At 55.6% G+C, this 26,091-nt stretch carries 28 protein-coding genes and 2 pseudogenes; 19 read left to right on the forward strand and 11 right to left on the reverse strand.

The genetic code is table 11. The features are described 5' to 3' along the window. The first annotated feature begins 68 nt into the window (after nucleotides 1–68). The 8 genes and pseudogenes from urtA to K5Q35_RS22755 all read left to right on the forward strand — a co-directional run bounded on the left by urtA (nucleotide 69) and on the right by K5Q35_RS22755 (nucleotide 6,636). The gene (urtA, locus tag K5Q35_RS19785) at nucleotides 69–1,340 is read left to right on the forward strand and encodes an urea ABC transporter substrate-binding protein (protein WP_013960904.1); all 1,272 of its coding nucleotides are present in this window, start codon (nucleotides 69–71) and stop codon (nucleotides 1,338–1,340) included. Between the two features lie 73 nt (nucleotides 1,341–1,413). Next, nucleotides 1,414–2,340 (forward strand): urea ABC transporter permease subunit UrtB, encoded by a 927-nt coding sequence (gene urtB / locus K5Q35_RS19790; RefSeq protein ID WP_013960905.1) that lies wholly within the window; start codon nucleotides 1,414–1,416, stop codon nucleotides 2,338–2,340. A 12-nt stretch (nucleotides 2,341–2,352) separates the two neighbouring features. Then, nucleotides 2,353–3,492, forward strand: a complete 1,140-nt coding sequence (gene urtC / locus K5Q35_RS19795; RefSeq protein ID WP_220801087.1) for an urea ABC transporter permease subunit UrtC — start codon at nucleotides 2,353–2,355, stop codon at nucleotides 3,490–3,492. 11 nt (nucleotides 3,493–3,503) lie between these two features. Next, nucleotides 3,504–4,253: an urea ABC transporter ATP-binding protein UrtD gene (gene urtD / locus K5Q35_RS19800; RefSeq protein ID WP_013960907.1), complete on the forward strand. Its 750-nt coding sequence runs from the start codon at nucleotides 3,504–3,506 to the stop codon at nucleotides 4,251–4,253. A 12-nt stretch (nucleotides 4,254–4,265) separates the two neighbouring features. Further along, nucleotides 4,266–4,955 (forward strand): urea ABC transporter ATP-binding subunit UrtE, encoded by a 690-nt coding sequence (gene urtE / locus K5Q35_RS19805; RefSeq protein WP_013960908.1) that lies wholly within the window; start codon nucleotides 4,266–4,268, stop codon nucleotides 4,953–4,955. Between the two features lie 33 nt (nucleotides 4,956–4,988). After that, entirely contained in the window at nucleotides 4,989–6,218 is a 1,230-nt protein-coding gene (fmdA, locus tag K5Q35_RS19810) for a formamidase (protein ID WP_013960909.1), read from the forward strand. 56 nt (nucleotides 6,219–6,274) lie between these two features. Further along, a pseudogene (locus K5Q35_RS22750) lies at nucleotides 6,275–6,403 on the forward strand (FmdB family zinc ribbon protein); the annotation flags it as partial. A 95-nt stretch (nucleotides 6,404–6,498) separates the two neighbouring features. Then, on the forward strand, nucleotides 6,499–6,636 hold the full coding sequence (locus K5Q35_RS22755) for a hypothetical protein (protein WP_259650611.1): 138 nt from the start codon (nucleotides 6,499–6,501) through the stop codon (nucleotides 6,634–6,636). A gap of 686 nt (nucleotides 6,637–7,322) precedes the next feature. Here K5Q35_RS22755 and K5Q35_RS19820 read toward each other — a convergent pair. Then, entirely contained in the window at nucleotides 7,323–7,526 is a 204-nt protein-coding gene (locus K5Q35_RS19820; protein WP_220801089.1) for a hypothetical protein, read from the reverse strand. 209 nt (nucleotides 7,527–7,735) lie between these two features. On the opposite strand from K5Q35_RS19820, the gene K5Q35_RS19825 reads away from it, so the two are divergent. The 5 genes and pseudogenes from K5Q35_RS19825 (at nucleotide 7,736) to K5Q35_RS19840 (ending at nucleotide 13,051) form a co-directional block, all read left to right on the forward strand. Further along, nucleotides 7,736–8,665 carry a LysR family transcriptional regulator gene (locus K5Q35_RS19825; RefSeq protein WP_220801090.1) on the forward strand — a complete coding sequence of 310 codons (930 nt, stop codon included), beginning with the start codon at nucleotides 7,736–7,738 and terminating at the stop codon, nucleotides 8,663–8,665. Nucleotides 8,666–8,790: 125 nt separating this feature from the next. Further along, nucleotides 8,791–9,645 (forward strand): YdiY family protein, encoded by an 855-nt coding sequence (locus tag K5Q35_RS19830; RefSeq protein WP_220801091.1) that lies wholly within the window; start codon nucleotides 8,791–8,793, stop codon nucleotides 9,643–9,645. A 593-nt stretch (nucleotides 9,646–10,238) separates the two neighbouring features. Then, nucleotides 10,239–10,364: pseudogene (locus tag K5Q35_RS22975) on the forward strand (IS3 family transposase); the annotation flags it as partial. Between the two features lie 360 nt (nucleotides 10,365–10,724). Further along, complete coding sequence (locus K5Q35_RS19835; protein ID WP_220801092.1) at nucleotides 10,725–12,284, forward strand: AMP-binding protein; 1,560 nt, start codon at nucleotides 10,725–10,727, stop codon at nucleotides 12,282–12,284. Between the two features lie 254 nt (nucleotides 12,285–12,538). After that, complete coding sequence (locus tag K5Q35_RS19840; RefSeq protein ID WP_013960916.1) at nucleotides 12,539–13,051, forward strand: MarR family winged helix-turn-helix transcriptional regulator; 513 nt, start codon at nucleotides 12,539–12,541, stop codon at nucleotides 13,049–13,051. Nucleotides 13,052–13,054: 3 nt separating this feature from the next. Here the strand turns inward: K5Q35_RS19840 and K5Q35_RS19845 are convergent, their stop codons facing one another. From K5Q35_RS19845 to K5Q35_RS19855, 3 genes are read right to left on the reverse strand one after another with little or no spacing between them, the layout of a single operon-like run. Then, nucleotides 13,055–13,771, reverse strand: coding sequence for a DUF1194 domain-containing protein (locus K5Q35_RS19845; protein ID WP_220801093.1), 717 nt, complete (start codon nucleotides 13,769–13,771; stop codon nucleotides 13,055–13,057). A gap of 2 nt (nucleotides 13,772–13,773) precedes the next feature. Continuing rightward, nucleotides 13,774–14,514, reverse strand: a complete 741-nt coding sequence (locus tag K5Q35_RS19850; protein WP_259650610.1) for a DUF1194 domain-containing protein — start codon at nucleotides 14,512–14,514, stop codon at nucleotides 13,774–13,776. Beyond that, nucleotides 14,481–14,909, reverse strand: coding sequence for a VOC family protein (locus K5Q35_RS19855; protein WP_013960919.1), 429 nt, complete (start codon nucleotides 14,907–14,909; stop codon nucleotides 14,481–14,483). Before K5Q35_RS19855 ends, K5Q35_RS19850 begins: the two co-directional genes overlap by 34 nt. Before the next feature lie 417 nt (nucleotides 14,910–15,326). Here K5Q35_RS19855 and K5Q35_RS19860 point away from each other — a divergent pair, with 417 nt between their 5' ends. After that, nucleotides 15,327–16,160: a thymidylate synthase gene (locus tag K5Q35_RS19860; RefSeq protein ID WP_308443356.1), complete on the forward strand. Its 834-nt coding sequence runs from the start codon at nucleotides 15,327–15,329 to the stop codon at nucleotides 16,158–16,160. A gap of 3 nt (nucleotides 16,161–16,163) precedes the next feature. Next, on the forward strand, nucleotides 16,164–16,643 hold the full coding sequence (locus K5Q35_RS19865; RefSeq protein WP_220801095.1) for a dihydrofolate reductase: 480 nt from the start codon (nucleotides 16,164–16,166) through the stop codon (nucleotides 16,641–16,643). 342 nt (nucleotides 16,644–16,985) lie between these two features. Here K5Q35_RS19865 and K5Q35_RS19870 read toward each other — a convergent pair whose 3' ends face one another. After that, nucleotides 16,986–17,192 carry a cold-shock protein gene (locus K5Q35_RS19870; RefSeq protein ID WP_011568104.1) on the reverse strand — a complete coding sequence of 69 codons (207 nt, stop codon included), beginning with the start codon at nucleotides 17,190–17,192 and terminating at the stop codon, nucleotides 16,986–16,988. 196 nt (nucleotides 17,193–17,388) lie between these two features. On the opposite strand from K5Q35_RS19870, the gene K5Q35_RS19875 reads away from it, so the two are divergent. Then, complete coding sequence (locus tag K5Q35_RS19875; RefSeq protein ID WP_013960924.1) at nucleotides 17,389–17,706, forward strand: ArsC/Spx/MgsR family protein; 318 nt, start codon at nucleotides 17,389–17,391, stop codon at nucleotides 17,704–17,706. Between the two features lie 6 nt (nucleotides 17,707–17,712). Here the strand turns inward: K5Q35_RS19875 and K5Q35_RS19880 are convergent, their stop codons facing one another. From K5Q35_RS19880 to thrS, 5 genes are all read right to left on the reverse strand, one after another. Beyond that, nucleotides 17,713–18,267 (reverse strand): DoxX family protein, encoded by a 555-nt coding sequence (locus tag K5Q35_RS19880; RefSeq protein ID WP_013960925.1) that lies wholly within the window; start codon nucleotides 18,265–18,267, stop codon nucleotides 17,713–17,715. Continuing rightward, a complete protein-coding gene (locus K5Q35_RS19885; RefSeq protein WP_220801096.1) occupies nucleotides 18,264–19,022 on the reverse strand; it encodes a DNA-binding domain-containing protein in 759 nt (252 codons plus the stop codon). The genes K5Q35_RS19880 and K5Q35_RS19885 overlap by 4 nt, the downstream gene beginning before the upstream one ends. Continuing rightward, on the reverse strand, nucleotides 19,019–19,873 hold the full coding sequence (locus K5Q35_RS19890; protein WP_220801097.1) for a DUF692 domain-containing protein: 855 nt from the start codon (nucleotides 19,871–19,873) through the stop codon (nucleotides 19,019–19,021). Before K5Q35_RS19890 ends, K5Q35_RS19885 begins: the two co-directional genes overlap by 4 nt. Before the next feature lie 82 nt (nucleotides 19,874–19,955). Beyond that, nucleotides 19,956–20,258, reverse strand: a complete 303-nt coding sequence (locus tag K5Q35_RS19895) for a DUF2282 domain-containing protein (RefSeq protein WP_013960928.1) — start codon at nucleotides 20,256–20,258, stop codon at nucleotides 19,956–19,958. A 203-nt stretch (nucleotides 20,259–20,461) separates the two neighbouring features. Continuing rightward, nucleotides 20,462–22,408, reverse strand: coding sequence for a threonine--tRNA ligase (gene thrS, locus K5Q35_RS19900; RefSeq protein ID WP_013960929.1), 1,947 nt, complete (start codon nucleotides 22,406–22,408; stop codon nucleotides 20,462–20,464). Between the two features lie 197 nt (nucleotides 22,409–22,605). Here thrS and K5Q35_RS19905 point away from each other — a divergent pair, with 197 nt between their 5' ends. From K5Q35_RS19905 to K5Q35_RS19915, 3 genes are all read left to right on the forward strand, one after another. Then, entirely contained in the window at nucleotides 22,606–22,851 is a 246-nt protein-coding gene (locus K5Q35_RS19905; RefSeq protein WP_013960930.1) for a hypothetical protein, read from the forward strand. A gap of 239 nt (nucleotides 22,852–23,090) precedes the next feature. After that, nucleotides 23,091–23,846, forward strand: coding sequence for an alpha/beta fold hydrolase (locus K5Q35_RS19910; protein ID WP_220801098.1), 756 nt, complete (start codon nucleotides 23,091–23,093; stop codon nucleotides 23,844–23,846). Nucleotides 23,847–24,001: 155 nt separating this feature from the next. Continuing rightward, nucleotides 24,002–24,712, forward strand: a complete 711-nt coding sequence (locus K5Q35_RS19915) for an alpha/beta fold hydrolase (RefSeq protein WP_220801099.1) — start codon at nucleotides 24,002–24,004, stop codon at nucleotides 24,710–24,712. A gap of 7 nt (nucleotides 24,713–24,719) precedes the next feature. Here K5Q35_RS19915 and phaZ read toward each other — a convergent pair whose 3' ends face one another. Then, nucleotides 24,720–26,006: a polyhydroxyalkanoate depolymerase gene (gene phaZ / locus K5Q35_RS19920; protein WP_220801100.1), complete on the reverse strand. Its 1,287-nt coding sequence runs from the start codon at nucleotides 26,004–26,006 to the stop codon at nucleotides 24,720–24,722. Nucleotides 26,007–26,091 lie beyond the last annotated feature (85 nt).

Consider the following 26,091-nt stretch of genomic DNA (forward strand, 5'->3'; position numbering starts at 1 on the left):
TTAACAGATGATTAGGGCAACCTGCACAGATTCTGCACATCTACCGCAATCAACCGAAAGGATTGTCCATGTCTGACAAGAAGTTACCCGCAAAAATGACCGGCGCGAGCCGCCGTGCTTTTATGGCCGGTACCGCCGCGATGACGGCGTCACTGTTTTTGCCCAAGAGCCTGCACGCTGCTGATTTTCCAACAGCACAGGTCAATACAACCGGCCTCGCCGTGACTGATGACACCGTTACGATCGGCATTCTGCATTCGGTCACCGGTACAATGGCAATTTCGGAGACAGGTTCCGTTCAGGCCGAAAAACTGGCCATCGAACAGATCAACGCCCAAGGCGGCATTCTTGGCCGCAAAATCGAATACATTCAGGAAGACGGCGCGTCTGACTGGCCCACATTCGCCGAGAAAGCGCGCAAATTGCTGGTGAATGACAAGGTCGCCTCGGTCATGGGGTGCTGGACATCCGCCAGCCGCAAGGCGGTTCTGCCTGTCTTTGAGCAGCACAACGGGTTCCTCTATTACCCCACCTTTTATGAAGGTCTCGAACAGTCGCCCAACGTGATCTACACGGGTCAGGAAGCCACCCAGCAGATCATCGCGGGCCTTGATTGGGTCTCTGAGACTAAAGGGGCCAAATCGTTCTACCTGTTGGGGTCCGATTACATCTGGCCGCGCACCTCCAACAAGATCGCGCGCAAGCACATCGAAAACTTCCTGCCGGATTCCAAGGTTGTGGGCGAGGAATACTATCCGCTGGGCCATACCCAGTTCAATTCCGTCATCAACAAGATCCGTCTGCGTAAGCCCGATGTGATCTATGCCATCGTCGTAGGGGGCTCCAATGTCGCCTTCTACAAGCAGTTGAAAGCTGCGGGGATCGATCCGGCAGGCGAAAGCCCGATGGTGCTGACTATCTCCGTGACCGAGGATGAAATCCGCGGCATCGGCGGCGAAAACATCGAAGGCACCTATGCCTGCATGAAGTATTTCCAGAGCCTTCAGAACGAAAACAACCTCGCATTCGTCAAGGCCTTCAAAGACATGTGGGGCGAGGACATCGTGATCGGTGACGTGACGCAGGCGGCATATCTTGGTCCATGGCTGTGGAAGGCTGCGGTTGAGAAGGCCGGGTCCTTTGATGTGGATAAAGTGCGCGAGGCCAGCCCGGGCATCGAGATGACAACCGCGCCTGAGGGATACGTGAAAATACACGAAAATCACCATCTGTGGTCCAAGACCCGCGTGGGCCGTGCGCAGGCGGATGGGCAATATGAAGTGGTGTTTGAGACTGCGGAGTTGGTGGAGCCGGATCCGTTCCCGGAAGGCTACCAGTAAGCACTGCAGGGGGAGGCGTATTGCGAGGATACGCCTCCCGCTTTTCTCACCCAACATGACACGGAGGCACAGAATGTTTGCCGACTACTCAATGAGCGAACTAGGCGCGATTTTCGCCATGCAGGGCTTTGCCGGCCTTATTCTGTTCTCGGTCTTCGTGCTGATGGCCTTGGGTCTGGCCATCATTTTTGGCCAAATGGGCGTGATCAACATGGCGCATGGCGAGTTCATGATCCTCGGCGCTTACATGACCTATCTGACGTCAAATCTGTTTGAGGCCTATCTGCCTGGCCTTTTCAGCATGTATTTCTTTATCGCAATGATCATTGCATTCTTCGCGTCCGGCTTATTGGGTCTGTTCGTTGAATGGGCGATGATCCGGCATCTTTACAAACGCCCGCTTGACACGTTGCTCGCCACCTGGGGTTTGAGCCTGATCTTGCAGCAGCTTTATCGCAGCGTTTTCGGCGCGCGTGAAGTCGGGGTGAGCATCCCGGATTGGATGATGGGATCGCTGCCGCTGACCGATCTGGTCGAAATACCGATCAATGGTATTTTTGTCATGGTGTTGGCGGTCACGATCTCGCTGGCCGTCTATTATCTGATGTTTCGCTCATCATGGGGTTTGCAGGTGCGTGCGATCAGCCAGAACCGCGTGATGGCCGATGCGGTCGGGATCAACACCGCCTGGACCGATCGGTTGACCTTCGGCATCGGCTGCGGGGTCGCGGGCGTGGCCGGTTCGGCGTTTACGATGATCGGATCGACCGGACCCACGGCGGGGCAACTCTACATCGTGGATACTTTCCTTGTCGTGGTCTTTGGCGGCGCAGGCAGCCTGCTCGGTACTATCGCCAGCGCCTTTTCGATCAGCCAGGCACAGTCGATCATGGAATTCTTCCTCTCCGGCTCAATGGCCAAAGTGCTGACGCTGCTGATCGTCGTCGGCATCCTGATGATCCGTCCTCAGGGTCTGTTCACTCTCAAGCTGCGTAAATAAGGAGCCGGAAAGATGAGCATCGCTTCCAACCGCCTTTTCACCCGGCAAGACATCGTTGGCTTTGCCATCCTTGCCGGGATCATCTTCATTGTTCTGCCGTTGGCATTGGACGGCTTCCGGCTGAACCTGTTCGGCAAATACCTCACCTACGCTTTCGTTGCCGTCGGTCTGGTGCTGTGTTGGGGGGCAGGGGGCATCCTCAGCCTCGGGCAGGGCGTCTTCTTCGGGCTGGGCGGATACTGCATGGCGATGTTTCTCAAGCTCGAAGCCTCAACGCCTGAAAACACGGCCATCCAATCCACGCCTGGCATCCCTGATTTCATGGATTGGAACCAGCTCAGTGCCTTGCCATGGTGGTGGGAACCGTTCGCCAATCTGGCCTTCGCCCTCTTCGCTGTTGTCGCGGTTCCGGTGATTTTCGCCTTCATCATTGGCATGGCAATGTTCCGCAGGCGCGTGGGAGGGGTCTATTTTGCGATCATCACACAGGCTTTCGCCGCGATCCTGACGATCCTTATCATTGGTCAACAGGGCTTCACGGGCGGCGTCAACGGGATTACCGACCTGCGCACGTTGCAAGGATGGGACATCCGGACCGAGGCTGCAAAAGAGACGCTTTACTATGTAAATGGCGTGTTGCTCTTCATCTGCCTGTTCATCGCGCAATTTGTGCGCAAATCGAAACTGGGGCGGCTGCTCATCGCAATGCGGGATCAGGAAGACCGGGTGCGCTTTTCAGGTTACGACGTCGCGAGTTTTAAAATCTTTATCTTCTGCCTCGGTGCCGCATTTGCCGGAATCGGCGGGGCGATGTTCACGCTTCAGGTCGGTTTCATGTCACCGACCCTTGTGGGCATCGTGCCCTCCATCGAGATGGTGATCTTCTGTGCTGTGGGCGGGCGGCTGTCCATTATCGGCGCGGTTTATGGCGCACTGCTGGTGAACTGGGCAAAGACGTCATTGTCCGAAAGCTTTCCGGAATTGTGGCTGTTTGGTCTTGGCGGTCTGTTCATCGCGGTCGTGATGCTCTTTCCCAACGGGCTGGCCGGGCTCTACGCCGACCATGTCGCCCCGCGCATCAACAAGCTTTTGGCAAGACCGGGCAACGCTGCCAGCAAACCTGACGACGCCACCCGCGCAGCGGCGGAATAGGAGACAGACCCATGTTGGACCAGAACCCCAATTTCGTCCTCTCCGTCGAAGGGCTGACCGTTTCTTTTGATGGGTTCAAGGCGGTCGATGACCTCAGCTTTTACGTTGAGCCCAATGAATGCCGCGTCATCATCGGACCAAATGGGGCCGGCAAGACAACCGTGCTCGACCTCATCTGCGGGCGGACCAAGGCGACAAATGGATCCGTCAACTTCAAGGGTAAGGAACTTCTGACCATGCGCGAGGATCAGATCGTGCATGCCGGTGTCGGTCGCAAGTTCCAGACGCCTTCCGTCTACGAAGACCTCACGGTTTTCGAAAACCTGGAATTGTCCTACCCGCATGGCTACAGCGTCTTTGGCGCCCTGACGTTTCGGCGCAGCAACACGGTAAGGTCCCTGATCAAGGAAATCGCTGAGACGATTTTCCTTGAGACTTTGCTTGATGAAAAAGCCGCGTATCTCAGTCATGGGCAAAAGCAATGGCTGGAGATTGGCATGTTGCTGATCCAGGATCCCGAACTTCTGATGCTTGATGAACCTGTTGCGGGCATGTCCGTGGCCGAGCGCAAAAAGACAGCAGAACTACTCAACACGATTGTCAAGGACCGGTCGGTGATCGTGATCGAGCACGACATGGGCTTTGTCGCCGATATCGCCACAAGGGTGACCGTGTTGCATCAGGGCAAGACCCTGTCTGAGGGCTCGATGGAGCGCGTGCAAAACGATCCAAAAGTCATCGAAGTTTACCTCGGCCACTGAAAAGGAGCGCCTATGCTTTCGATCAAGAATCTCCGCGCGGCTTATGGCGAATCCGAAGTGTTGCATGGTCTGGATCTGGACGTGAAACCGGCCGAGATTGTCGCCATCATGGGGCGCAACGGCATGGGCAAGACCACGCTGATGAAAACGCTCATGGGGATCCTGCCCGAAAGGGACGGCGACGCGCGGGTGGGCAAGACCTCCGTTTATGGCATGAAACCGCACCAGCGCGTGGCCGCAGGCCTTGCTTATGTGCCGCAGGGTCGGATGATCTTTTCGTCCATGACCGTGCGCGAAAACATCGAAACCGGGCTCACGACGACCGGCGCCAAGGATATCCCCGAGGACATATACGAACTCTTTCCGGTGCTGTTGGAAATGAAGTCGCGCCGGGGGGGCAATCTTTCTGGCGGGCAGCAACAGCAGCTGGCCATCGCACGCGCTCTGGCAAGCGCGCCGAAGGTGCTTTTGCTTGATGAGCCGACCGAAGGCATTCAGCCGTCGATCATCCGCGAAATGGCCCGCACCCTGCGCCGTATCCGAGACGAGAAAAACCTGACGATTGTCGTGTCAGAACAGGTTTTGAGCTTTGCGCTGGATGTGGCCGACCGGGTGATCGTGATCGAAAACGGGAATTTTGTGCATGACAGCCCCCGCGATGGCATCGACGCCGACCGCGTATCGAAATTTCTATCTGTTTGACGTCAAGAAACTAAGAAGGAGAGGACCTAACCCATGGCAGACACATTGATTTCTGTGGATCTGAGCGAAAGCCCACACACGAACGAGAACATCCACAACCGCTGGCATCCCGACATCCCCATCAACATCTGGGTCGAGCAGGGCGACGACTTTAAGATCGAGACCTATGACTGGACCGGCGGGCAGATCAAGAACGACGATGACGCCTCCGATGTGCGTGATGTAGAGCTTGAACAGGTGCATTACCTCTCGGGACCCATTGGCGTGAAAGGGGCGGAACCCGGCGATCTGCTGGTCGTCGAAATTCTGGACATCGGCGCCAAGGAAGAAATGAACTGGGGCTTCAACGGCTTCTTTTCCAAGAACAATGGCGGTGGTTTTCTGACCGATCATTTCCCATCGGCGCAGAAATCGATCTGGGATTTCGACGGCATGTTCACCAAATCCCGCCATGTGCCCGGCGTGAAATACGCGGGGCTCATCCACCCCGGCCTGATCGGGTGCTTGCCGGATCGCAAGATGCTCGACATGTGGAACAGCCGCGAGACCAAGCTCTTTAACACGGATCCCGAGCGTGTGCCGCCGCTGGCCGCCCTGCCCAACACACAAAGCGCGCATATGGGTGCCATGCAGGGCGAGGCCCGCGACAAGGCCGCCATGGAAGCCGCCCGCACCGTGCCCCCGCGCGAACATGGCGGCAACTGCGACATCAAGGATTTGAGCCGGGGCTGCAAAATCTACTTTCCGGTCTATGTGGACGGCGCGGGCCTGTCGATGGGCGATCTGCATTTCAGCCAGGGTGATGGTGAGATCACTTTCTGCGGTGCGATCGAAATGGCCGGTTGGCTGCACCTCAAGGTTGAGGTCATCAAGAGCGGTATGGCGAAGTATGGGGTCAAGAATCCGATCTTCAAACCATCCCCGATCAAGCCTCAATACGATGATTTCTTGATTTTTGAGGGGATTTCTGTCGATGAGAGCGGCGAGCAGCACTACCTTGATGTTCATATCGCCTACCGGCAGGCTTGCCTTAACGCGATAGAATACCTGAAAAAATTTGGCTACACCGGGGCGCAGGCTTACTCAATTCTGGGGACTGCACCGGTGCAGGGGCACATTTCTGGCGTTGTCGATATTCCCAACGCCTGTGCCACGCTTTGGTTGCCGAACGATATCTTCGAGTGGGACATGATGCCCAACGCGGATGGTCCAAAGAAGTATCTTGATGGCTCCGTTGATATGCCGATTGCGCCAGATCTTTGAAAAAACACCGGGCGGTTTTCGAGCCGTCCGGTTGCCAACCAAAAAAGGAGCAGGATATGCCTCTATACGACTATTATTGCGAGGACTGCGGTCCCTTTACCGCATTTGCGTCTCTGGAACGGTTCAAAGCGCCCTGTGACTGCCCGGAATGCTCAACCAGCGCACCCCGGGTCTTGTTGAACGCACCGCGGCTTGCTGTTTTGGAAGGTAGCACACGTCGCGCACATGAAACAAATGAACGCAGCGCTGACAGCCCGAAGAGATCCAGTCATGGGCCGGGATGCTCTTGTTGCACGTCTGGCAAGGCGCGCCCATCAAAGACCCTGCATCACGCCAATGGCGCAAAGTCTTTCCCAACGAAGAGACCATGGATGATCTCGCACTGACGTCTTGGACAGTGCGTCGTTCCAACGATTGAAAAACATCTGTCATCACGTTGAAGCCGCCCCAACTATGATGCTCGAAAAAGTCGTTTTGAAAGACATTTTGAGAAAGATCTGACTGTACCAAAAATGTGGCAGGTTTCTGCACCCAAAGAAAAAACCTCCATGGCAGAGTCCGCGGAGGCATCCCAAGTGCTGTCGGTTTCGGGTGCTTGCAATACTTGACTTTTGCAATTGGGTGTGGGTTTGTTTTCTCGGTCTTCTGCTTAAGAAATCCAATCGAGTAGACGTGGCGCAGGAAACGGACTGTGACAAGTCATTCCGTGGCTACTTTGCAGATGTCATGCGCCCGATGCGCTAGCCTAGCCGGTGCATGGTTTAACCCAGCGCCACTCACTGTTTTGCACCAATGAAACGCATTCGAGGCGAAAGCGGTTGCAATAACATCAGCGGCGGGAGCATCGCGCACATTCCGATTCAGCGCGTTCCCCGGGAATAGTCGGCCTGTACTTCCCTCGCGTTGAAATGCCCTTGGGTTTGACCGCGGGCACGTCCACCACATCTTGGCCAGTCCAATTTACGCACGGCCTGTCCACATGGAAAAATTAAACGATCCGCCTGAGACAAAACCAGCCTGAAATGGACCGCTCGCGATTAAAATACAAAGACCGGCGCGACCTTCGCGCCGGTCACCCGGTCTCAGCTGAACGTTAGTGCCTGATCATCCGTCGGAACCAGCCACTTTCCTGACGCCTTTCACGGCCAGTTTTCCAGCACCAACCGCGCCTTTTGCGACAACCTTTGTTGTTCCGGCGGCGACACCGACCGAGTTATCAATGACTTGGTCGGTGGAACAGGCCGCGATGTTGAGCGATGCGGCCAAAAGAGTTACCACAAGTGCCTTGCGTGTCGTGAACAGTTTCATTTTCAGTCTCCTTTTCCCAACAAATGGGTTTTAGCCAGCGTGGAAGCTGATCCCGCGATGATGCGCGTTGGGACGCTCGTCCCGGTTGGCCATCTGCGAAATGCAGTCTCGGCCACATCAACTTCCACGAGCGAAGATTTAGGACATTCCATCAGACAAGAAAAACGAATAAGAATTGTATATGAAACGCGTAAAGCTCATGGATTAATATGGACATCACCCTCATCAAGACCTTCATCGAAGTCGCCAACACCGGCTCTTTCGTCGCCGCCTGCGACCGTCTGTTCGTAACGCAATCGGCCGTGAGTCTGCGGATCCAGCGGCTCGAAGACAGCTTGGGCCATCCCCTTTTTATCCGCTCCAAGGCGGGTGCCGTGTTGACGTCCGAGGGCAAACAGTTTGAACGATACGCGCTCAGCCTGCTCAAGATCTGGGAAGAGGCCCGCCAGCAGATCGCCATTCCGGAAGGCTACAGCCGTGCCTTGTCTATCGGCGCGCAATATTCGCTGTGGCCCCGGCTGGGTTTTCGCTGGCTGGACGCAATGCAGGCGCAGATGCCCGAACTCAGCGTGCATGCTGAACTAGGCATGACAGATAGGATAACGCGCTTTTTGATCGAAGGCGTGGTGCAAGCTGCGCTTCTTTATACACCGCAATTGCGCCCGGGGTTGATCGTAGAGCATGCGCTGGATGATGAGCTGATCTTGGTGGCCTCCTATCCTGACGCCACCGTGGATATGAAGAAGGAATTCGTCTCTGTGGATTGGGGGCCTGAATTCACCCATGCTCTGACCATCGCCTTGCCGCATCTGACAGATTCTGGGCGGTCCATGGCGCTTGGTGCGCTGGCAGCGGATTATGTCGTCAACAGGAAGGCAGCTGCTTTCCTGCCCGCGCGGTCTGTAAAGCGTCATTTGGATGCAGGAAGACTGCACATTGTTGCGGACGCGCCACGCTTTCCCTATCCATCCTGGGTCGTATTTCGGGATGACTTGGATGACGATCTGACGGAGCTGATGCGCACGACTCTGGCGCAAGTGGTGCAAAGTGCTGAAGATGAACAGAAATCCGTGGTTGATCAGCTTGAGGTAATGAAAAATTTCGATGCTGAAGATCATTCACCTATTACAAGTAAATAATACTCGTCTCATACCCGATTATTTCGAATTTCACTCAAGACAAACCGTTCTCTATATCCGATCTCAGCAGAGATGCTCCCGTTCCTCAATGAGGGCGGGTCACCTTGTTGGGAAAGGAATGACCCATGAACACACTTTTGAAACTGGCTTCGGTTTCCGCGATCGCATTGTTGGTTGCGTCTCCTGTATTTGCACAGTCTGGTTTGGTCGGTATCGATGATCTGGATGATCGTATCGATGACATCGCCGAAGACGCGCAGGACAATCTGGAAGATGGCAGCGACGATGGTCGTTTTGGCCCGAATAACGTGCCGCAGGGCTGGCGCGGATCATTTGCACTGACAGGATCGGCCGCCAATGGCAACACGGACACCGGTGAGCTCTCGGCTGCAGGTCGTCTGACCTACGGCATTGGCTCGTGGAACCACCTGATCGGATTTGCGGTCGAATATGGCGAAGCCAACGGCACAAAGAACGAAGAGAAATTCTTTGGTACTTACGAAGGCAACCGCTACTTCACTGACGAATTCTACGCGTTTGGCCTTGCCCGCTACGAGTTTGACGGCGTGTCTGTGGATGACGACGGCAACGTGCTGGACGGCGACCAACAGGACGCTTTCATCGGCTTCGGCCCGGGGTACCGGGTGCTGAACGACCAAAACCACACCTGGCGTGTGCAGGCAGGTCCAGGTGTTCGGTACTTCAGTGACATCACTGATGAATCCGATACTGAAATCGGCTTCATCGCGTCGTCGCGGTACTACTACGGCTTTAATGAGCAAGTATCGTTCACCCTCGATACCGATGTCCTTGGGTCTGATGTCAACACAGTTCTCACCAATGACGCTGGCATCAACTTCAAAGTGACCGATACCCTGTCAACCCGTGTTAGCTATCGAACAGAGTACAATACCGACCCTGCGGGTGGCCGTAAATCGACCGACAACACACTGGGCCTGTCGTTGGTGCTGGGCTTCTAAGCACCTTGAAACGCGTCTGGCCGGTTCAGCGTCGTACGGATCAGGCAACGTTCAACTCCGGGGGCAGGGAAACCTGCCCCTTTGTTTGTAGAGTGTGCACCTGATGAACATGGCGGCAGATATTTCGATTCAAACGGATGCGTATGACTGTCTTGCGGTTGAGCTTCTTACTTCGCAGAACACTGGCACCGTGATCGGCGTTTGACTTGGTCGTGGCCGACCCGGGGCACGTTTTTTGTGTTCGGCTTTGACCCGGTCATGACGGAAGTCTTCGAAAAACTGATTGAAGTGCAAACCCTATCTGGGCAGCCTGAACGCTTCGTTGACCAAAAACCAAATAAGCCTGCTGCGACGCAGTAGCCAATGCACCAGAATAGGTGGCTTTTTCGACGGCCGCGCGGCGTAGCAAACTGTTCACCTGCAGCGAGAAATCAAGTTTTCTTCTTTAGGCTCGAAGCCGAACTGCGGCGGCGGCGCGGTCTCGCGTGATATATTTCATTGGTCAACGTCGGGTTGTCGTTGTGGTTGCGCGCGGCGGACCGGAGGGTCCGTCAAAAAAGCGCCAAGCGGCACAGCTTGTGACGGTTCGCAGGGTGCCGGTGGCTGAGCTTGTCCTTGAACAGGGGCGGAGCAAAGCGTGTTGCTGTAAGTGTCGGGCGAAGCTCGGCGGCGTCGATGCGTCAATGTTCAGTGAGATGAAGGCCATGGAGAAAGAGAACTGATCAAGTTGCTGCGACATCCCATTGTTGAATGACAACGGACATACTGGCCAATCAGCTTGGGCGCAGACGCCACCTCGACAACATATTTAGCAAAAGGCTGTGGTGGCTGCCGTTTCAGGAAGCGATCAATTTCCAAGAAATCAATCACGGCTTCAGCAAAGGCTGGATCACATGCCACCAATCACCCGCGCCCCATTCGGCGCTTGATTGCAAGGTGCCCGGTGTAACATAGTGTTCAAGCATAAAATGAGTAATAGCAGCATTATACCCAAACCCCATACACCCTGGCTAAGGTGTAATTTCCCACAAAAGACTTGAGACCACGTCAAAAGCTCTTGGAAGGCTGAGGATCAAACAATGACAATTTACAAAAGCACGTTTCCCGATGTCGCATTAACCCAAGACACTATTACGCAACGCGTATTTGAAAATATTGACCCCAAGATGACCGTTCTGATTGACGGACCGACGGGGCGGAAACGAACCGGGGCTCAATTCATTCATGACGTGAAATCTCTGGCGGGCGGTTTGACGGCGCGAGGGTGGGGGGCTGGAAAAACCATTGCGTTGATGGCGCCGAACATACCAGAGTTCTGCGTCATTTTTCATGCGTCCGCTTGGGCCGGGGGGACGATCACAACAATCAACCCGACCTATACCGCACCCGAGGTCAAACATCAGCTTGAAGATGCCGGCGCCGAGGTCCTGATTACTATCGCGATGTTTGCCGATATCGCCAAAGAGGCCATCAAGGGTACGCGCATCAACGACATCGTCATCATTGATGAGGCCCCTGCGGGAATGCTTCCCCTTCATGAACTGATGGGGCCGCCGATGACCGCACAAATCCCTGTAGATGTGACGACCCATGTGGTGGTGTTGCCCTATTCTTCGGGCACCACTGGTCTGCCCAAAGGCGTCATGCTCACCCATCAGAACCTCGTTGTGAATGTAGATCAGGTTTTGGCGGTAACCGGCCTTTCGGGCGCGCGCGAGACGACCATTGCCTTCTTGCCGTTTTTTCACATTTATGGCCTGCAGGTTCTTCAGAATGTGTACATTGCGGCTGGTGGCTGTCTGGTGACCATGCCGCGCTTTGATCTTGAGCTTTTTCTGAGTTTGATCGAAACGCATCAAACACCGAAACTCTGGATTGTTCCGCCAGTGGCATTGGCCTTGGCCAAACATCCCATAGTCGACAAGTATGACCTGTCCTGTCTCGAGCAGGTCAATTCTGCAGCTGCCCCCTTGGGATCGGACGTGGCCGAGGCCATCAGCCAGCGACTGGGCACGCACACGACGCAAGCCTATGGCATGACCGAACTGTCTCCGGCCAGTCACGCGTCGCCCTTTGGTAAAGGCAAGGACGGGTCGTCGGGTGCTGCGTTGCCAAATACCGAGTGCAGGATCGTCGACACAGAAACCCTCAAAGATGTAGCACCTGGACAGGATGGAGAGCTTTGGGTGCGTGGGCCGCAGGTCATGGCGGGCTATCTGAACAATCCTCGGGCCACAAAAGAGACAATCGCCGAAAATGGATGGCTCAGGACAGGTGACATCGCCAGAATCGATTCCGATTCCTTCGTTTACATCACGGACCGCCTCAAGGAACTCATTAAATACAAGGGCTTTCAGGTGGCACCGGCTGAACTGGAGGCTGCATTGGTCTCGCATCCCGCGATCCTTGATGCCGCAGTCATCGGCGTGCCAGATGACGAAGCAGGGGAGTTGCCCGCGGCCTTCATTGTGGTCGCTGAAGACAGCAACACGCTGTCATTGGAAGAGGTTCAAGCCCATCTCGCGGAACGTCTGGCCCCCTTCAAGCAAGTGCAAAGGCTGAGTGTTGTTGATGCAATCCCCAAATCTGCATCTGGCAAGATTCTCCGACGGGTTCTGCGCGATCATTCCAGTGCATAAACTGTTTGTTTTCGCCCCGACGGGTGTAATTACACGCGTCTAAGTCTTGTGGCTGCCCAAAATGATGCAGGGGTGCTGATAACTCAAACAGCGGGCGAAGGGGCCTCAAAGCCCTTGCAATGCAATAAAAAATCAAAAGAGGCATTGTTTTTCAATATGTTATACAGTTTTAACGATCACAAAACTAATTTTTAACGAAATATTGGGCTTTCCGGCGCAATTTCTGAACAAATCAGCAATGTCGGAGCGCGTGTATGAGTATTCTTGATCCAATTAAGTCCGAAGCAGATCAACCCGGTCAGAACCAGGGCTTTATGATCGCCTATCTGGAGGCGCTGTCGCTGGTTGAGCGATTGCACCGCCTTTTACTCGATGTCATCAAAGATGAATTCGAACGTGTCGGGGTGCTTGAGATCAACGCCGTACAAGCGCTGCTGCTGTTCAACATCGGTGAAAACGAGGTAACAGCAGGCGAACTAAAGAGCCGGGGATACTATCAGGGCAGCAACGTGAGCTATAATTTGAAAAAGCTTGTTGAAATGGGCTACATGCACCATCAGCGCTGCGAAATTGACCGTCGCTCGGTGCGCGTGAAGCTGACTGAAAAGGGCCGCAAAATCCGTGACGTGGTTACTGTGCTGTTTTCACGCCATGCCGAAGGCTTGGAGCAAAAGGGTGTATTGGGCCCCGAAGGTATTGATGACATCACGCGGTCTCTCAAGCGGATGGAGCGGTATTGGACGGACCAGATCCGCTACATCTACTGATAATTATTGAAGCGCGCTCACGGCAATTCCTGCAAGTTCGCGCTTCAATTTTTGCGTCATCGCGTTGGCGTAGTCCTCAAACCCCAGCGCTGTTTGTACAAAGGAGTCCGCGCCCATGATGACTTCTGCGGCGAAATAAGCGGATAACTCCCCAATTTCGACATATCTGCGATCTGTGGCCGCTGGCGCGTCTGATCCGATCACAAGGGCATTGATTGTAATTTCGCTGGACATGAGGGTCTCTCTTACATGCCGTGGCCGCGGACCCAGATTGGATTTCCCGTCTCCGGATAAATCTAGCGTACGTTTCCAGCAGGACGCCATTTGGTCCAGATAATCCGCGCCGATCTGCATGGCGGTCCCAAGTGCCGTGCCGGGGGTTGCCTCGCGCCGTTGCGTTTGTGCCAAAGTTTTGCTGACATTTTGCAATGCGTCTTGCCCTGTGATCGGTGTCCAGCCAACAAGCAGCTCTTGGTCATCCGGGCCGCTCCATTCATAGACCAAAAGGGAAACCGGTGCAGAGGGCATCGCCAATAAAATTTTGGTGACTTCCGGGTGATTAAGGGCTGCCACGAGGCCATCGATCTGCAATCTGTATTCCCGCAAATCAACCGATCCGGAAACGTCCAGACCAATCGCAAGTGCCTGACGACAGTTTGCAAAGGCGACAGTGGGCGACACGAAATGTGCACATAGGATGAAAAATAAAATGCGCCGCATCGCTAACCCCGGGGGGAATGGGGCGACGATGTTGAGCCGATAACGGGCGGCGTCAATTCGCGCTCCAGCTTGCGACGCATCGCCCGTTCATAGTCTTCAAAACCCTGCGCAATCTCCACGAAAGCAGCGGGACCGCGCATGACCTGCCCTTTGTAGAAGGCGATCAAGCCTGTTTCCGCTTCAAAATCGGCGCCGTTGACGACCAATCCGTTCACTGTAACGCCGTCAAAGGGAAACGCCGCATAAGCCTGAGCCGGGCTGAACCCCTCATTGTTCTGACCATCTCCTGCCATATCGAGTGTTTGATACAAACAGGAAGGCGCCCGCTCCAACATGCCCGCACCGTACCCCAAGGCGTATCCCATTGCGGTGGGAAAATCATTGTGGCTGCGCGTGCTATTTGCAATCGTTTGCGCTGCGCCAAGCAGCTTTGCCGGGCTGTCGATGAGCGTCCAGTCCAACAGAATTTCCTGATTGTAGCGCCCGGACCATTCGAAAGCAGCAAGCGCAACATATTGATCTGTCGCAAAAAAGGCGGCCTGAACCTCTGGGGCGGTAAGCGCTGCGACCAGACCGCCTCTTTGCAGGGTGTCTTCTGCGGCGTCAACGGAGCTGGACACATCCATCGCAAGGACCAGCGCCAAGCGGCAATTCTGCGCCAGAGCGGCTGGCGCAGATAACAGCATGAGCCCGGCAAGAGTGGCTGCTCTTACCAATGCCCCGTGTTTTCCATGCTTGCCCATGGCTCAGCCGGGGCAAGGTGGTCGCCTTCCTGCAGGATTTCGATTGAAATGTTGTCAGGTGAGCGCACAAAGGCCATGTGACCATCGCGCGGGGGGCGATTGATTGTCACGCCATTGTCCATCAAATGCTGGCACACCTCATAGATGTTGCCCACCCGGTAGGCGAGGTGTCCAAAGTGGCGGCTGTCGCTGGGCAGGCCTTCGTCACCGTCCCAATTATAGGTCAGTTCAACGGGACACTCTTCCTGACCGGGAGGCGCCATGAACACAAGGCTGAAGCGACCGCTGTCGCTGTCCATACGCCGCGTTTGCTTTAGGCCCAACAGTTCGTAAAAAGCGATGGATTTATCCAGATCCTTTACGCGGACCATGGTGTGCAAATATTTTAATGTCATCAGGGTTTCCGTTTTGTGAGGTTACAAGTGCAGCCTAACATGCCCAGCTTTGGACGCCAGCACCATCCCGCAGACGTGAACGCGCGGGTTGGAGGTCTGCGGAAATTTACAAAGGTCGTGCCTGCGAAGAGTGTCGAGATGTCTTCCAGAGGTCGATTTACACATCTGAGGCCAGAGCAGATTGCGTGTGTCCCGGTCATCGCGCCGTCTCGTAGGGTCAGTTGGAATCATAGACGTTACAAAAGCGGCGCACCCGGTCCTCGTGTTCTACGAAAGGAATTCCAACAAGGTATTTCAATTCGCACGCCCACGGCGTAAATCAAAAGTCTGGACACCGCGTGACCTGTTTCTTGTAAACCAAGATGCAAGCCGCAACTTGTCGGCTCAATGCAACAAGATCGAATGATGGGGAATGATTTGCAGCAGTATCACGACGCACTACGCACCATTCTGGAGTTCGGAGAAGAATCAACGGATCGTACGGGCACCGGCACGACCTCTTACTTCGGGATGCAAATGCGCTACCGTCTCTCGGACGGCTTTCCACTGGTCACGACCAAGAAGTTGCACCTCCGCTCTATCTTTCATGAACTGCTCTGGTTTCTGTCCGGTGACACAAACATCCGTTACCTGCAGGAAAACGGTGTAAAGATTTGGGACGAATGGGCCGATGAAAACGGCGACCTCGGGCCGGTCTATGGCCACCAGTGGCGGGCGTTCTCTGCGGGCGCGCAGACAGGGGACGTAAAAGATGATGAGCCTTTGCACATTGGTCGGGGAGTTGATCAGGTAGCCAATCTGATTGACACAATCAAATCCAGTCCCGATAGCCGTCGTCTGATCGTGTCCGCCTGGAACCCGGCTGATGTGCCGCGCATGGCGCTGCCGCCGTGCCACGCGCTTTGGCAGGTGCGCGTGCTGAACGGTCGCATGCATCTGCAGCTATATCAACGTTCCGCAGACATGTTCCTTGGGGTGCCTTTCAACATCGCATCATACTCGATGCTGCTTGTGATGTTGGCGCATGTCACCGGCTATGAACCGGGTGATTTCGTGCACACGCTGGGGGATGCGCATATTTACAACAACCACATGGATCAGGTGAATTTGCAACTGACGCGCACGCCCAAACCCTTGCCGACACTGCGTATAAATCGTGAGGTGAGTTCCATTTTTGACTTCCGCTACGAAGATTTTGAAGTGATCGGCTATGACCCTGACCCGGCGATCCGGGCACCTGTGGCGGTCTGAGCAGTGATTACTCTCATTGTGGCCCGTGCAGAAAACGGCGCGATCGGACGTGACGGGACAATCCCATGGAATGTCCCTGAGGATCTTAAGTTCTTTCAGCGCGAAACCTTGGGCGGCGCGCTGATAATGGGGCGCAACACTTGGGAGAGCCTCCCGGTGAAGCCTCTGCCCAGACGTTTTAACGTCGTGGTTTCATCGAATTCGGATATCGCCGAAGTGGTTGCACCCAGTGTAAAGGTTGCCATTGAGCTTGCGATAGAGCACGGGCATCAGCGAATTTATGGTATCGGTGGAGCGGCAATTTACCAGGAAATGCTGCCATTGGCACATCGCTTGCTGATTTCTGAAGTGCAGATCGACGTCCCTGATGCCGATACGTTTTTCCCAAATTTTGACGTAGCGGTTTGGAAGGCAATCGACACGCGTCCGCTGCGCGGGCAGGCGCCTGCCTGTTCTGTGCATGAGTATCTGAGGTTGATGTAGCTTCCTGCGCGGTGCGATCGGTTCAGCAGGGTGTCGTTTGGCGAAATCAGCTCTAAGCGCGCCGGTGTATACAGGTATGTTGCCGACGCCTGCGGTTGCCGGGCAACTTGCGCTCCGAATGCTGGTCACGATCGGAGTTCATACCAAACCATTCGCACCTATCAACTGTGGAACGGATACTAACTATGCGCCACTATTGCGACCAAACCGAGCCGGTTTTGGATGGTTCGTTTCAGGGCGCGTCTGTCACGCGTCACCGTCATATGGATAAAACAGCAAGCGGAACAAAGCGACAGCCCGGGCCAGACATCTTGGCCCAAGCGCTGTAAAATTTTCTACGGATCAGAGCAGTTTCAGATCGCTCGCCATCTGACGTCCGTCTCGCCCCTCCGTAAGTTCGAAGTCGACTTTCTGATCGTCCGCCAGACCCGTCAGGCCTGACCGTTCTACAGCAGAGATGTGCACAAACACATCCGAGCCGCCACCTTCGGGGGCGATGAACCCATAACCCTTGGTGGTGTTAAACCATTTCACGGTGCCAGTTGGCATCTTTTCCGTGCCTCCTTTGTCTCTTTACACCGCCTTTGATAAAAGCGGCGTGAACTTCCAGTTTTCGGCTGCACTTGCGCATTACCCCAAGTTTGACCTTGCTTTATCAGATTGGGCTTCTCATGAAAAAATCAAGCAGTATCAGGTGTAAACTGCTTAAAACTACGTTAACCACAGCGAAAAAAGAGGAAAAACTATGCAACTTTATGGTTTGAAAAATTGCGATACTTGCCGGAAAGCTATGAAAGCCTTGCCGGGTGCTGTGTTGGTAGATGTGCGCAGTGATGGCGTTCCGGATAGCGTATTGGCGCGGGCACACGAGACCTTTGGGGATCAACTGGTGAACACACGGTCCACCACGTGGCGCTCCTTGGATGAAGAAGCGCGCGGCAGGCCCGCCTTGACACTCCTAAAGGAACACCCTGCACTCATGAAACGACCGCTGATACAGCAGGGCGACACCTTGTATCTGGGCTGGAGCAAGGAAACTCAGGCCGCGTTGGGCGCAGCCTGAGCAGTTTCACATCTCTCGGGGCAGAACCTGCCGTGAAATCGCCCTGTCGAGCGACAGCGGCCCGGCGCCTTTGACCACCAGAACCAGCAGCACAAAGATCCAGAACGCGCGTTGGTCCATGATGATGCTGTCGGGAAACCGGTCAAACCACGCGCCGAACGTTTCAGCATGTTCCAGACCGCCATGACCGATCAAATCGGTCAGCGATTGTACGATCACAAATCCGATCATGCCCAAAGCGCTCAACCGCGTGAAAAGCCCGACCACGATCAGCGCAGGCAGAATGAACTCTGCCCATGTCCCTGCGACGACCACAGCCCAATGCCATATGGAAAGCTGTGATGTGTCATAGACCACGGCCTCCATCACCCTGGGGAAAATCTGCGCATAAGCGCCGACAGATGGTTGAAACAACCCCATGAAACCGTCGCCCAATTTGGTGAGGCCGGATACCCAGAAATACATCAGCAACGTGCCTGCAAAAACCAAACGCGCCAGAGTTGGCAAGAGCCATTCTGCCCGCGTCAGGCGATCCGAAATGGCGGTGTAAAGGGTAATCATGGTGTTTCCTTTGTAGTGTATTCTGTCAGGGCGTGCGTGGCGATCGCTTGCGTCAGCGAGGCTGTAAGGTCGAAGGCTTGGTGTGTACGGGCGATCTTTTCACAGGCGGCGCCAAATTCCTCGCCCGCATGCAGTGCCTCAAGCCAGTCCGCGCCACCGGGTGCCAGCAGGTGAGGTGCGGGGTCGAATTCGGGGCGCGTGATGATCACATCCTGCGCGATGGCACGCGGCTTGTCGGCGTTTTCGGTCATGTTGAATGCCCAGATGTCGTAAAGTGGCCAGCGTGAACGCAACACTTTGGTAGAGGGCTTCAGGCGCAACTTTAGCTGCATCAGCGCCGCCTCATCCTGTTGGAAAACCTCCGGATTGAGGTCTGGTGCGTCCGCTGCGTGGTAGGATTGTCGCATTTCAATATCAAGGCGCGCGCAATCCGCGAGATACCCCAGATGGGCGAGGGGCTCAAAGGTCTCCAGAAACGCAGGCAACGTGGCGCCATAGTGCATCATCAGGGGGGATCGCGGCGGGTTTTGCCTTGCGTAAACTTCGGCGAGTTGTGCATAACCCCGCGCACCCAAGATCTTGACAAGTAAAGGAAAAGCAACCGTCAGGGCTTCTGTCAGCGAGACGAGCACATTGTTGCGATAAACAGAAAACCGGTTGCCAGCGGGATCCCCTGCGCCATCCGTCAATCCGGGCGGCACCACTGCCTGAGCGTCAAGCAAGGCTGCGCGAAACTGGGTCTGTTCAACTGTCATCCGACGGATTCGAGAGCCTGCGCGGCGCGCTCGGCCTCTGCCCGCAAGGTCGGCCAGTCCGGCACGTCGTTGTCCCATTCCACAAGAACGGGGCGCGGACCGGTTTTGGAAATCGTATAGGCCAGCAAATCCCAGACCGGGTCCACAACGGGTTTGCTATGGCTGTCAATCAACAGCGGCGCGCCATGATCGTCCGCATCTTCGTCATGACCGCCAACATGAATTTCGCCCACCGCTGCAAGCGGATAGGCGTCGATGTAGTCTTTCGGGGTATAGCCGAGATTGGTCGCAGAAATAAAAACGTTGTTCACGTCCAGCAACAGACCGCATCCTGTCCGCTTGACCAGTTCCGCCAGAAAATCGGTTTCGCGCCACGTGCTTTCGTCGAACGCCAGATAGCTTGACGGGTTTTCTAGCAGCATTTGCCGCCCAATGACCTCTTGAACCTCGTTGATGTGATCCGCGACATGCGCGAGTGTTTCATTCGTATAGGGCAGGGGCAGCAGATCGTTCAGAAACTCTGCACCATGGGTTGACCAGGCAAGATGTTCTGAAAAGCTCGCTGGATTTGTGCGATCCAGCAGTGTCTTGAGCCGCGCTAGGTGCGCTTTGTCCAGTGGCTGGGTGCCACCAATGCTCAATCCGACACCATGAACGGATAATGAGAAGCGGTCCTGTAATGCCCGCAACTGGGCGTGTGGGCGACCGCCATCGCCCATGTAGTTTTCCGCATGAACTTCTAGCCACTCTACGCAGCCGGGCCGTTCCATCAGGTCACTAAAATGCTGTGGTTTGTAACCAACACCCGGCGCAGGGGGCAGGTGGGGCGCGTGTGGGGAAGTGTCTAACATGGGCTCTCCGAGAATTGCGGCCAGCCGGGAGGTGCCTGAAAAGCGCCCGACATCGAAAATGCCGGGCGCGGGAATGGATTAGTTATGCGGGCCGGTCGCGGTCCAGCTCTTCGAGCGACCCTTCGCGTGGCGTGCCGTCTGCCATGGCGGGCAGTTCGATCTCTGCGCATGTGCCTTTGTCAACAAGCGTCCATGCGTTGCCCTGATAATCGACAGTGGACGAACCGGCGCATGTTGTGCCGGGGCCAGCAGCGCAATCATTCGCGCCTGCAAGCGAGATCCCATAGCATTTTTCCTTGGCGGCGGCCTGAACAGTTGTTGTCTGCGCGACGAAGGCGGCAGCGACTGCGCTTGCGATTGCGACGGTTTTCATCGTGTTGGACATATCATTTTCCCTTTTTAAACTGACCTGCTGGCCATCTGTGCCTCATTTGTATCAAAGCACGCAAAACATACCATTCACGAGCCTGTGTGTCACACATGCGTCAGCAAATGGTGACCAAGGGGCAGAAAAACACATAAAACGCCGCAGAAATGTTTCAAAAACTGCGGCGTATTCTGTGTAACGGCTGAGAACAGGCGTTTTTGTTACAAAAGGTCGGGCGGCGTTGCCTCACGTCCCAAAGCTTGTGTTACAGCCTCAAGACTCTCAACGGTGGTCTTTTTCTCTCCGAGCCTGCGCAGGGTGACTGTCTGTTCTTCGACCTCGCGCGCGCCAACGGCCAGAATAACAGGGACCTTGCCGACGGAGTGTTCGCGCACCTTGTAGTTGATCTTTTCATTTCGCAGATCGGCTTCCGCGCGCACCCCAGCGGCCTTGAGTTGATCAACCACCTGCATCACGTAGTCATTCGCGTCAGTGATAATTGACGCCACAACCACCTGCCGCGGGGCCAGCCAGAACGGCAGTTTCCCGGCGGAATTTTCAATCAAAATCCCGATGAACCGCTCGAATGAACCCAGACAGGCGCGGTGCAGCATGTAAGGGCGGTGTTTTGCCCCATCCTCTCCGATAAATGTGGCGTCCAACCGTTCCGGTAGGTTCGGATCAACCTGAAACGTGCCGCACTGCCATTCGCGGCCAATGGCGTCGGTGAGTTTGAAATCCAGCTTGGGCCCGTAAAATGCCCCTTCGCCTGCGTCGAGCGTATAAGGATGACCTGTCGCCTTGATCGCGTTTTCCAGTGCGGCCTCAACGTGGTCCCAGCTTTCCTCAGATCCCACGCGCTTTTCGGGCCGTGTGGCAAACATGATCTCGAACTTCTCAAAACCGAGATCCTGATAGACGGACGACAGATAGGTGATGAAGGCCGCGCATTCCGCCTCGATCTGGTCCTCGCGGCAAAAGATATGGCCGTCGTCCTGAGTAAACCCGCGCACCCGCATGATCCCGTGCAGTGCACCTGACGGTTCATAGCGGTTACAGGACCCGAATTCAGCCATGCGCAACGGCAGGTCGCGATAGGATTTAAGCCCCTGGTTGAAAATCTGCACGTGGCACGGGCAGTTCATGGGTTTCAGCGCATTGACCGCTTTTTCGCGCGCGTGTTCCTCGTCCACTTCGACGATGAACATATGCTCCTGATACTTGTCCCAATGGCCCGAGGCTTCCCACAGCTTGCGATCAACCACCTGAGGGGTGTTGACCTCCTGATAGCCCGCCGCGCGTTGTTTGCGGCGCATGTAGTCCTGCAGCGTTGTATAGATGGACCAGCCGTTTGGATGCCAGAATACTTGCCCCGGGGCTTCTTCCTGCATGTGAAACAGGTCCATTTCGCGGCCCAGCTTGCGGTGGTCGCGTTTGGCCGCTTCCTCCAGCATGGTCAGATGCGCTTTTAGCTTTTCCTTGCCCGTAAAGGCCACGCCGTAAATACGCTGCAGCATCGCGCGGTCACTGTCACCGCGCCAATACGCGCCTGCGATGGACATGAGTTTGAACGCATCGCCGGGCACTTGCCCGGTATGTTGCAGATGCGGGCCACGGCACAGGTCCTGCCAGTCGCCGTGCCAATACATCCGCAAGGGTTCATCGCCCGGAATGGCGTCGATCAACTCGACCTTATAGGGTTCGTTGTTCGCCTCATAAAAGGCGATTGCACGCGGGCGGTCCCACACTTCCGTGCGCACTGGGTCGCGTTTGTTGATGATCTCTTTCATCTTTTTTTCGATAAGGCCAAGGTCTTCGGGCGAGAACGGCTCAGCGCGGTCAAAGTCGTAATACCAGCCATCCTTGATTACAGGGCCGATTGTCACTTTGGTCTCTGGCCAGATTTCCTGCACGGCGCGCGCCATGATATGAGCTAGGTCGTGGCGCACCAGTTCATTTGCCTGTGCCTCGTCCTGCATCGTGTGGATAGCGATGGTGGTGTCTGCGCTGATTGGCCAAGCCAGATCATAGTGCTCGCCGCCGACGGTCGCGCTGATCGCCTTCTTGCGCAGGGAGGTTGAAATGCTGGCTGCGACATCGCCAGCGGTGACGCCTGCGTCGAATTCGCGTGCGCTGCCATCGGGGAAGGTGAGAGAGATCTGGGCCATCTTGGGCGCTCCTCGTCAGTTTGGCGCCTACGAGACGCCCGGTTGCGGGTTTAGGTGCTTGGCTGATGAACCCCTATACAGTTCGTGTCAAGCGGGGCAGAAATTGTATACCGAAGAATACGTTGACTGCGACACCTTACGTGTTAAATCCGACATATGTTTCCAATGCGAAACGTCCAAATGTGAGGGATTTTCAGATGCCGCGTTTCAACAGAACTTTCGAACTTAGCATTCACGACGTTGATGTCATCGAAGAAGCGCTGCGTGCGCGGTCCCGCGAACTGTGCAAGATGCGCCGTGCGTTGTCGGATCAGAACCCGGCCGAACTCGAATCGATCATGGTCATCGAAGGAGATCTGCGCGAGAGCGAAGAACTTCTGGGCAGGCTCCATAACCAAAAGGTTTTTTATCGCCCCCGCGCGCAGACATACGTCAGCGGCTGATCACCTGCCATCCGGTTGATCGCTTCCCAGATGGGCGGCGGTCTTCGGGCAATGCAAGATGATCCCAAATCAGTTCAGGCGCCTATAGCCCTTCGCGGCATGTGCGACCGGTCGCACGGCCTTTAACCAAGCGGCGCGAACCTTACTCATTCAAAAAACATAGTAAGCTCGACAAATTGTGTTTCGGGGATTGTAGGTTCCGAAGGGTTCGGCGCATCATCGGCCAAAAAGAGGTTGAGATGTCTGATCCGAAGCATTTTGATAGCGCCCGCGGGCGCAGGCTGGCCTATCACCTGACGCCGGGTGCAGGACCTTTGATTGTTTTCCTCGGTGGCCTGAAATCCGATATGGAAGGCACCAAAGCGGTGCACCTTGAGGCGTGGGCCCGGCAAAGCGGCAGAGCCTTTCTGAGGTTTGACTACTCAGGCCATGGTCTGTCATCGGGTACCTTTGAGGAGGGATGCATTGGGGATTGGTCAGAGGACACATTCGATATCCTTAACGCGCTGACGACGGGTCCTGTACTGCCCGTCGGCTCATCCATGGGGGGCTGGCAAGCATTGCTGCTGTCGCGGCGGATGTCGGATCGCATCATTGGCATGGTTACCATCGCAGCGGCGCCAGACTTTACCGAAGACGGGTATTGGGCTTCGTTCAGTGAGGCGCAAAAAGCGCAGATTGAGACGGAGGGCCAGATTGAAATACCCTCTGACTACATGGAGCCCTATATCATCACCCGCCGCATGATCGAGGATGGCAGGGAAAAACTGGTCCTGCGTAAACCATTGGTTTTGGATTTTCCGGTCAGATGTCTGCAAGGCACCGCAGACACTGCGGTGAGCACGCAAACTGCGATCAGGTTGCTGGAGCATGCCCAAAGCCCGGATATGCGATTGTTGCTTGTCAAAGATGCGGATCACCGGTTTTCGGATGGGCCTTGCCTTGGTCTGATCGACGCTGCGGTTGAAGAGGTGCTCGCGCTGGCAGCGTCTTGAGGTGATGGGCGATGTCCCGCGTGTGGGCCAGCCCGCGCAAAGCGTGGCGCTTGTGCTTTCGCGCTCTGCCGGTCACAACTGCGACGTCGGTGTCTCTCAGGTGCAAAAAACCGCAATGAAAAATTGTTACTCTTTCAAAATGCTGGAGGGGCGGGATGGCTGAACCGCTGGTGTTGCTGCCCGGAATGATGTGTGATGCGCGGCTGTTCGGTCCGCAAATCGCTGAACTTTCCATTGATACGGCCGTCATGATCGCGCCAATTACACGGGGAGAATGCATCGAGGAGATCGCGTCGGGCCTGCTGGATGAATTGCCCCAACGCTTTGCCCTTGCAGGGCTGAGCATGGGCGGGATTGTGGCGATGGAAATCCTGCGGCGCGCCCCGGAGCGGGTGACCCGCATCGCCCTGATGGACACCAATCCGCTGGCTGAAACACCGCAGGTGGCCGCCGGGCGGGAACCGCAGATTGTTGCAGCCCGCACCGGTCGGATGCTGGATGTAATGCGCGAAGAAATGAAGCCGAAATACCTCGCCCCCGGGCCTGCACAGGTCGAGGTGCTGGATTTGGTGATGGATATGGCCGCAGCCGCCGGGCCAGAGGTGTTCGTCAGACAGTCGCGCGCCCTTCAACGCCGCCCTGATCAGCAGACGACGCTACGCAAATGCAAAGTGCCTGCACTTGTGCTTTGTGGGGCGCATGACGCGCTTTGCCCGGTCAAGCGACATGAATTCATGGCGGAACTGATCCCGTCGGCCGTGTTGCGTGTGCTGGAAAACGCAGGACACCTCCCCCCCCTTGAGCAACCCGCACAAACGACGCAGGCGCTCAGGGAATGGATGTCACAGCCTTACGTCTTGACGTAAGGTGCGTTCAGGCGGCGGCGTTCTTGTTCGCGGCCCGCTTGGTTTTGCTTGTCGGCTTGTCATCACCACTGTTGGCATCGATGAAATCGAGAACCAGTGGCCGGATGTTGCGCCGCCAGCTTTTGCCCGCAAAGATGCCATAGTGCCCGGCACCGTCTTCAAGATGGCTTGCCTTCTTGTCGTCCGGAAGGCCGGTGCACAGATCGAGTGCGGCAACACATTGGCCCGGCGCCGAAATATCATCTTTCGACCCTTCGACAGTTTTAACCGCGACGGTTGTTATTTTGCCCAGATCGACCTTCTTACCTGCAACGACGAACTCGTTCTTGGCAATTTCAAGATTCTTGAAAATGCGTTCGACAGTCGAGAGATAGAATTCAGCCGTCATGTCCATAACAGCCAGATATTCATCGTAGAACCGGTTGTGCTTGTCGTGCTCCTCGGCGTCGCCCTGCGCGACGCGCGTGATCTGGTTCATGAAGGCTTTGCTGTGCGTTTCGCCATTCATTGAGATGAACGAGCTGAGTTGCAGCAGGCCGGGATAGACCATGCGACCTACACCGGGGTATTTGAACCCAACGCGCTGGATCATCATTTCTTCCAGCTGGCCCATCGTCACGCGGCGGCCAAAATCGGTCACATCCGTCGGTGTCGCATCGGGATCCACCGGACCACCGATGAGCGTCAGACTGCGCGGCTGTGCGCTTGGGTCTTCCTCGGCAAGATAGGCGGTTGCAGCCAAGGCCAGCGGGGCAGGCTGGCAGACGGCAATCACATGCGTGTCCGGGCCGAGCTCGCGCAGGAAATCAACGAGATATAGGGTGTAATCTTCAATATCGAACTTGCCAGCGCTCACGGGAATATCCCGCGCATTGTGCCAGTCCGTGATGTAAAGATCAGCGTCAGGCAGCAGGCTGATCACGGTGGAACGCAACAGGGTTGAATAGTGCCCGGACATCGGTGCAACCAGCAAAACCTTGCGTTTCGGCACGGGACGGTCAGCGACGACAAAATGCAGCAGATCACCAAAATCCTTTTCAACGACGACTTCGGTGGAAACCAGATGATCCTGCGCGTCCAAAGAAGGGACAGGCGGGATGTTCCAGTCTGGCTTTACGATCATGCGTTGGAATGTGCGTTCCGTCACTTCGCCCCATGCGGTCATCCATGCAAAAGCAGGGTTGGGAATTAGGGAAAATGCAGGGTATGATCCCATAGCCAATGCAGAAGCACCAAGCCATTGGTTCGTGTTACGGATCGTTTCCATAAGGTCGTATGTCGCCATGTATCGCATAAGGGGTCTCCTTGACCATTGCCCGGATTGCCGAGACAGACAGTCGCATCGCCCCCTGAAAGCCAACGACGTAATGCTGCAGGTG

This window comes from Roseobacter sp. OBYS 0001, from assembly GCF_019654895.1.
Taxonomy (GTDB): Bacteria; Pseudomonadota; Alphaproteobacteria; order Rhodobacterales; family Rhodobacteraceae; genus Roseobacter; species Roseobacter litoralis.

Coding starts and splice junctions, on each gene's coding strand:
- urtA (WP_013960904.1), top strand. CDS start 69: ATGTCTGACAAGAAGTTACCCGCAAAAATGACCGGCGCGAGCCGCCGT.
- urtB (WP_013960905.1), top strand. CDS start 1,414: ATGTTTGCCGACTACTCAATGAGCGAACTAGGCGCGATTTTCGCCATG.
- urtC (WP_220801087.1), top strand. CDS start 2,353: ATGAGCATCGCTTCCAACCGCCTTTTCACCCGGCAAGACATCGTTGGC.
- urtD (WP_013960907.1), top strand. CDS start 3,504: ATGTTGGACCAGAACCCCAATTTCGTCCTCTCCGTCGAAGGGCTGACC.
- urtE (WP_013960908.1), top strand. CDS start 4,266: ATGCTTTCGATCAAGAATCTCCGCGCGGCTTATGGCGAATCCGAAGTG.
- fmdA (WP_013960909.1), top strand. CDS start 4,989: ATGGCAGACACATTGATTTCTGTGGATCTGAGCGAAAGCCCACACACG.
- K5Q35_RS22755 (WP_259650611.1), top strand. CDS start 6,499: ATGCTCTTGTTGCACGTCTGGCAAGGCGCGCCCATCAAAGACCCTGCA.
- K5Q35_RS19820 (WP_220801089.1), bottom strand. CDS start 7,526: ATGAAACTGTTCACGACACGCAAGGCACTTGTGGTAACTCTTTTGGCC.
- K5Q35_RS19825 (WP_220801090.1), top strand. CDS start 7,736: ATGGACATCACCCTCATCAAGACCTTCATCGAAGTCGCCAACACCGGC.
- K5Q35_RS19830 (WP_220801091.1), top strand. CDS start 8,791: ATGAACACACTTTTGAAACTGGCTTCGGTTTCCGCGATCGCATTGTTG.
- K5Q35_RS19835 (WP_220801092.1), top strand. CDS start 10,725: ATGACAATTTACAAAAGCACGTTTCCCGATGTCGCATTAACCCAAGAC.
- K5Q35_RS19840 (WP_013960916.1), top strand. CDS start 12,539: ATGAGTATTCTTGATCCAATTAAGTCCGAAGCAGATCAACCCGGTCAG.
- K5Q35_RS19845 (WP_220801093.1), bottom strand. CDS start 13,771: ATGCGGCGCATTTTATTTTTCATCCTATGTGCACATTTCGTGTCGCCC.
- K5Q35_RS19850 (WP_259650610.1), bottom strand. CDS start 14,514: ATGGGCAAGCATGGAAAACACGGGGCATTGGTAAGAGCAGCCACTCTT.
- K5Q35_RS19855 (WP_013960919.1), bottom strand. CDS start 14,909: ATGACATTAAAATATTTGCACACCATGGTCCGCGTAAAGGATCTGGAT.
- K5Q35_RS19870 (WP_011568104.1), bottom strand. CDS start 17,192: ATGCCAACTGGCACCGTGAAATGGTTTAACACCACCAAGGGTTATGGG.
- K5Q35_RS19875 (WP_013960924.1), top strand. CDS start 17,389: ATGCAACTTTATGGTTTGAAAAATTGCGATACTTGCCGGAAAGCTATG.
- K5Q35_RS19880 (WP_013960925.1), bottom strand. CDS start 18,267: ATGATTACCCTTTACACCGCCATTTCGGATCGCCTGACGCGGGCAGAA.
- K5Q35_RS19885 (WP_220801096.1), bottom strand. CDS start 19,022: ATGACAGTTGAACAGACCCAGTTTCGCGCAGCCTTGCTTGACGCTCAG.
- K5Q35_RS19890 (WP_220801097.1), bottom strand. CDS start 19,873: ATGTTAGACACTTCCCCACACGCGCCCCACCTGCCCCCTGCGCCGGGT.
- K5Q35_RS19895 (WP_013960928.1), bottom strand. CDS start 20,258: ATGTCCAACACGATGAAAACCGTCGCAATCGCAAGCGCAGTCGCTGCC.
- thrS (WP_013960929.1), bottom strand. CDS start 22,408: ATGGCCCAGATCTCTCTCACCTTCCCCGATGGCAGCGCACGCGAATTC.
- K5Q35_RS19905 (WP_013960930.1), top strand. CDS start 22,606: ATGCCGCGTTTCAACAGAACTTTCGAACTTAGCATTCACGACGTTGAT.
- K5Q35_RS19910 (WP_220801098.1), top strand. CDS start 23,091: ATGTCTGATCCGAAGCATTTTGATAGCGCCCGCGGGCGCAGGCTGGCC.
- K5Q35_RS19915 (WP_220801099.1), top strand. CDS start 24,002: ATGGCTGAACCGCTGGTGTTGCTGCCCGGAATGATGTGTGATGCGCGG.
- phaZ (WP_220801100.1), bottom strand. CDS start 26,006: ATGCGATACATGGCGACATACGACCTTATGGAAACGATCCGTAACACG.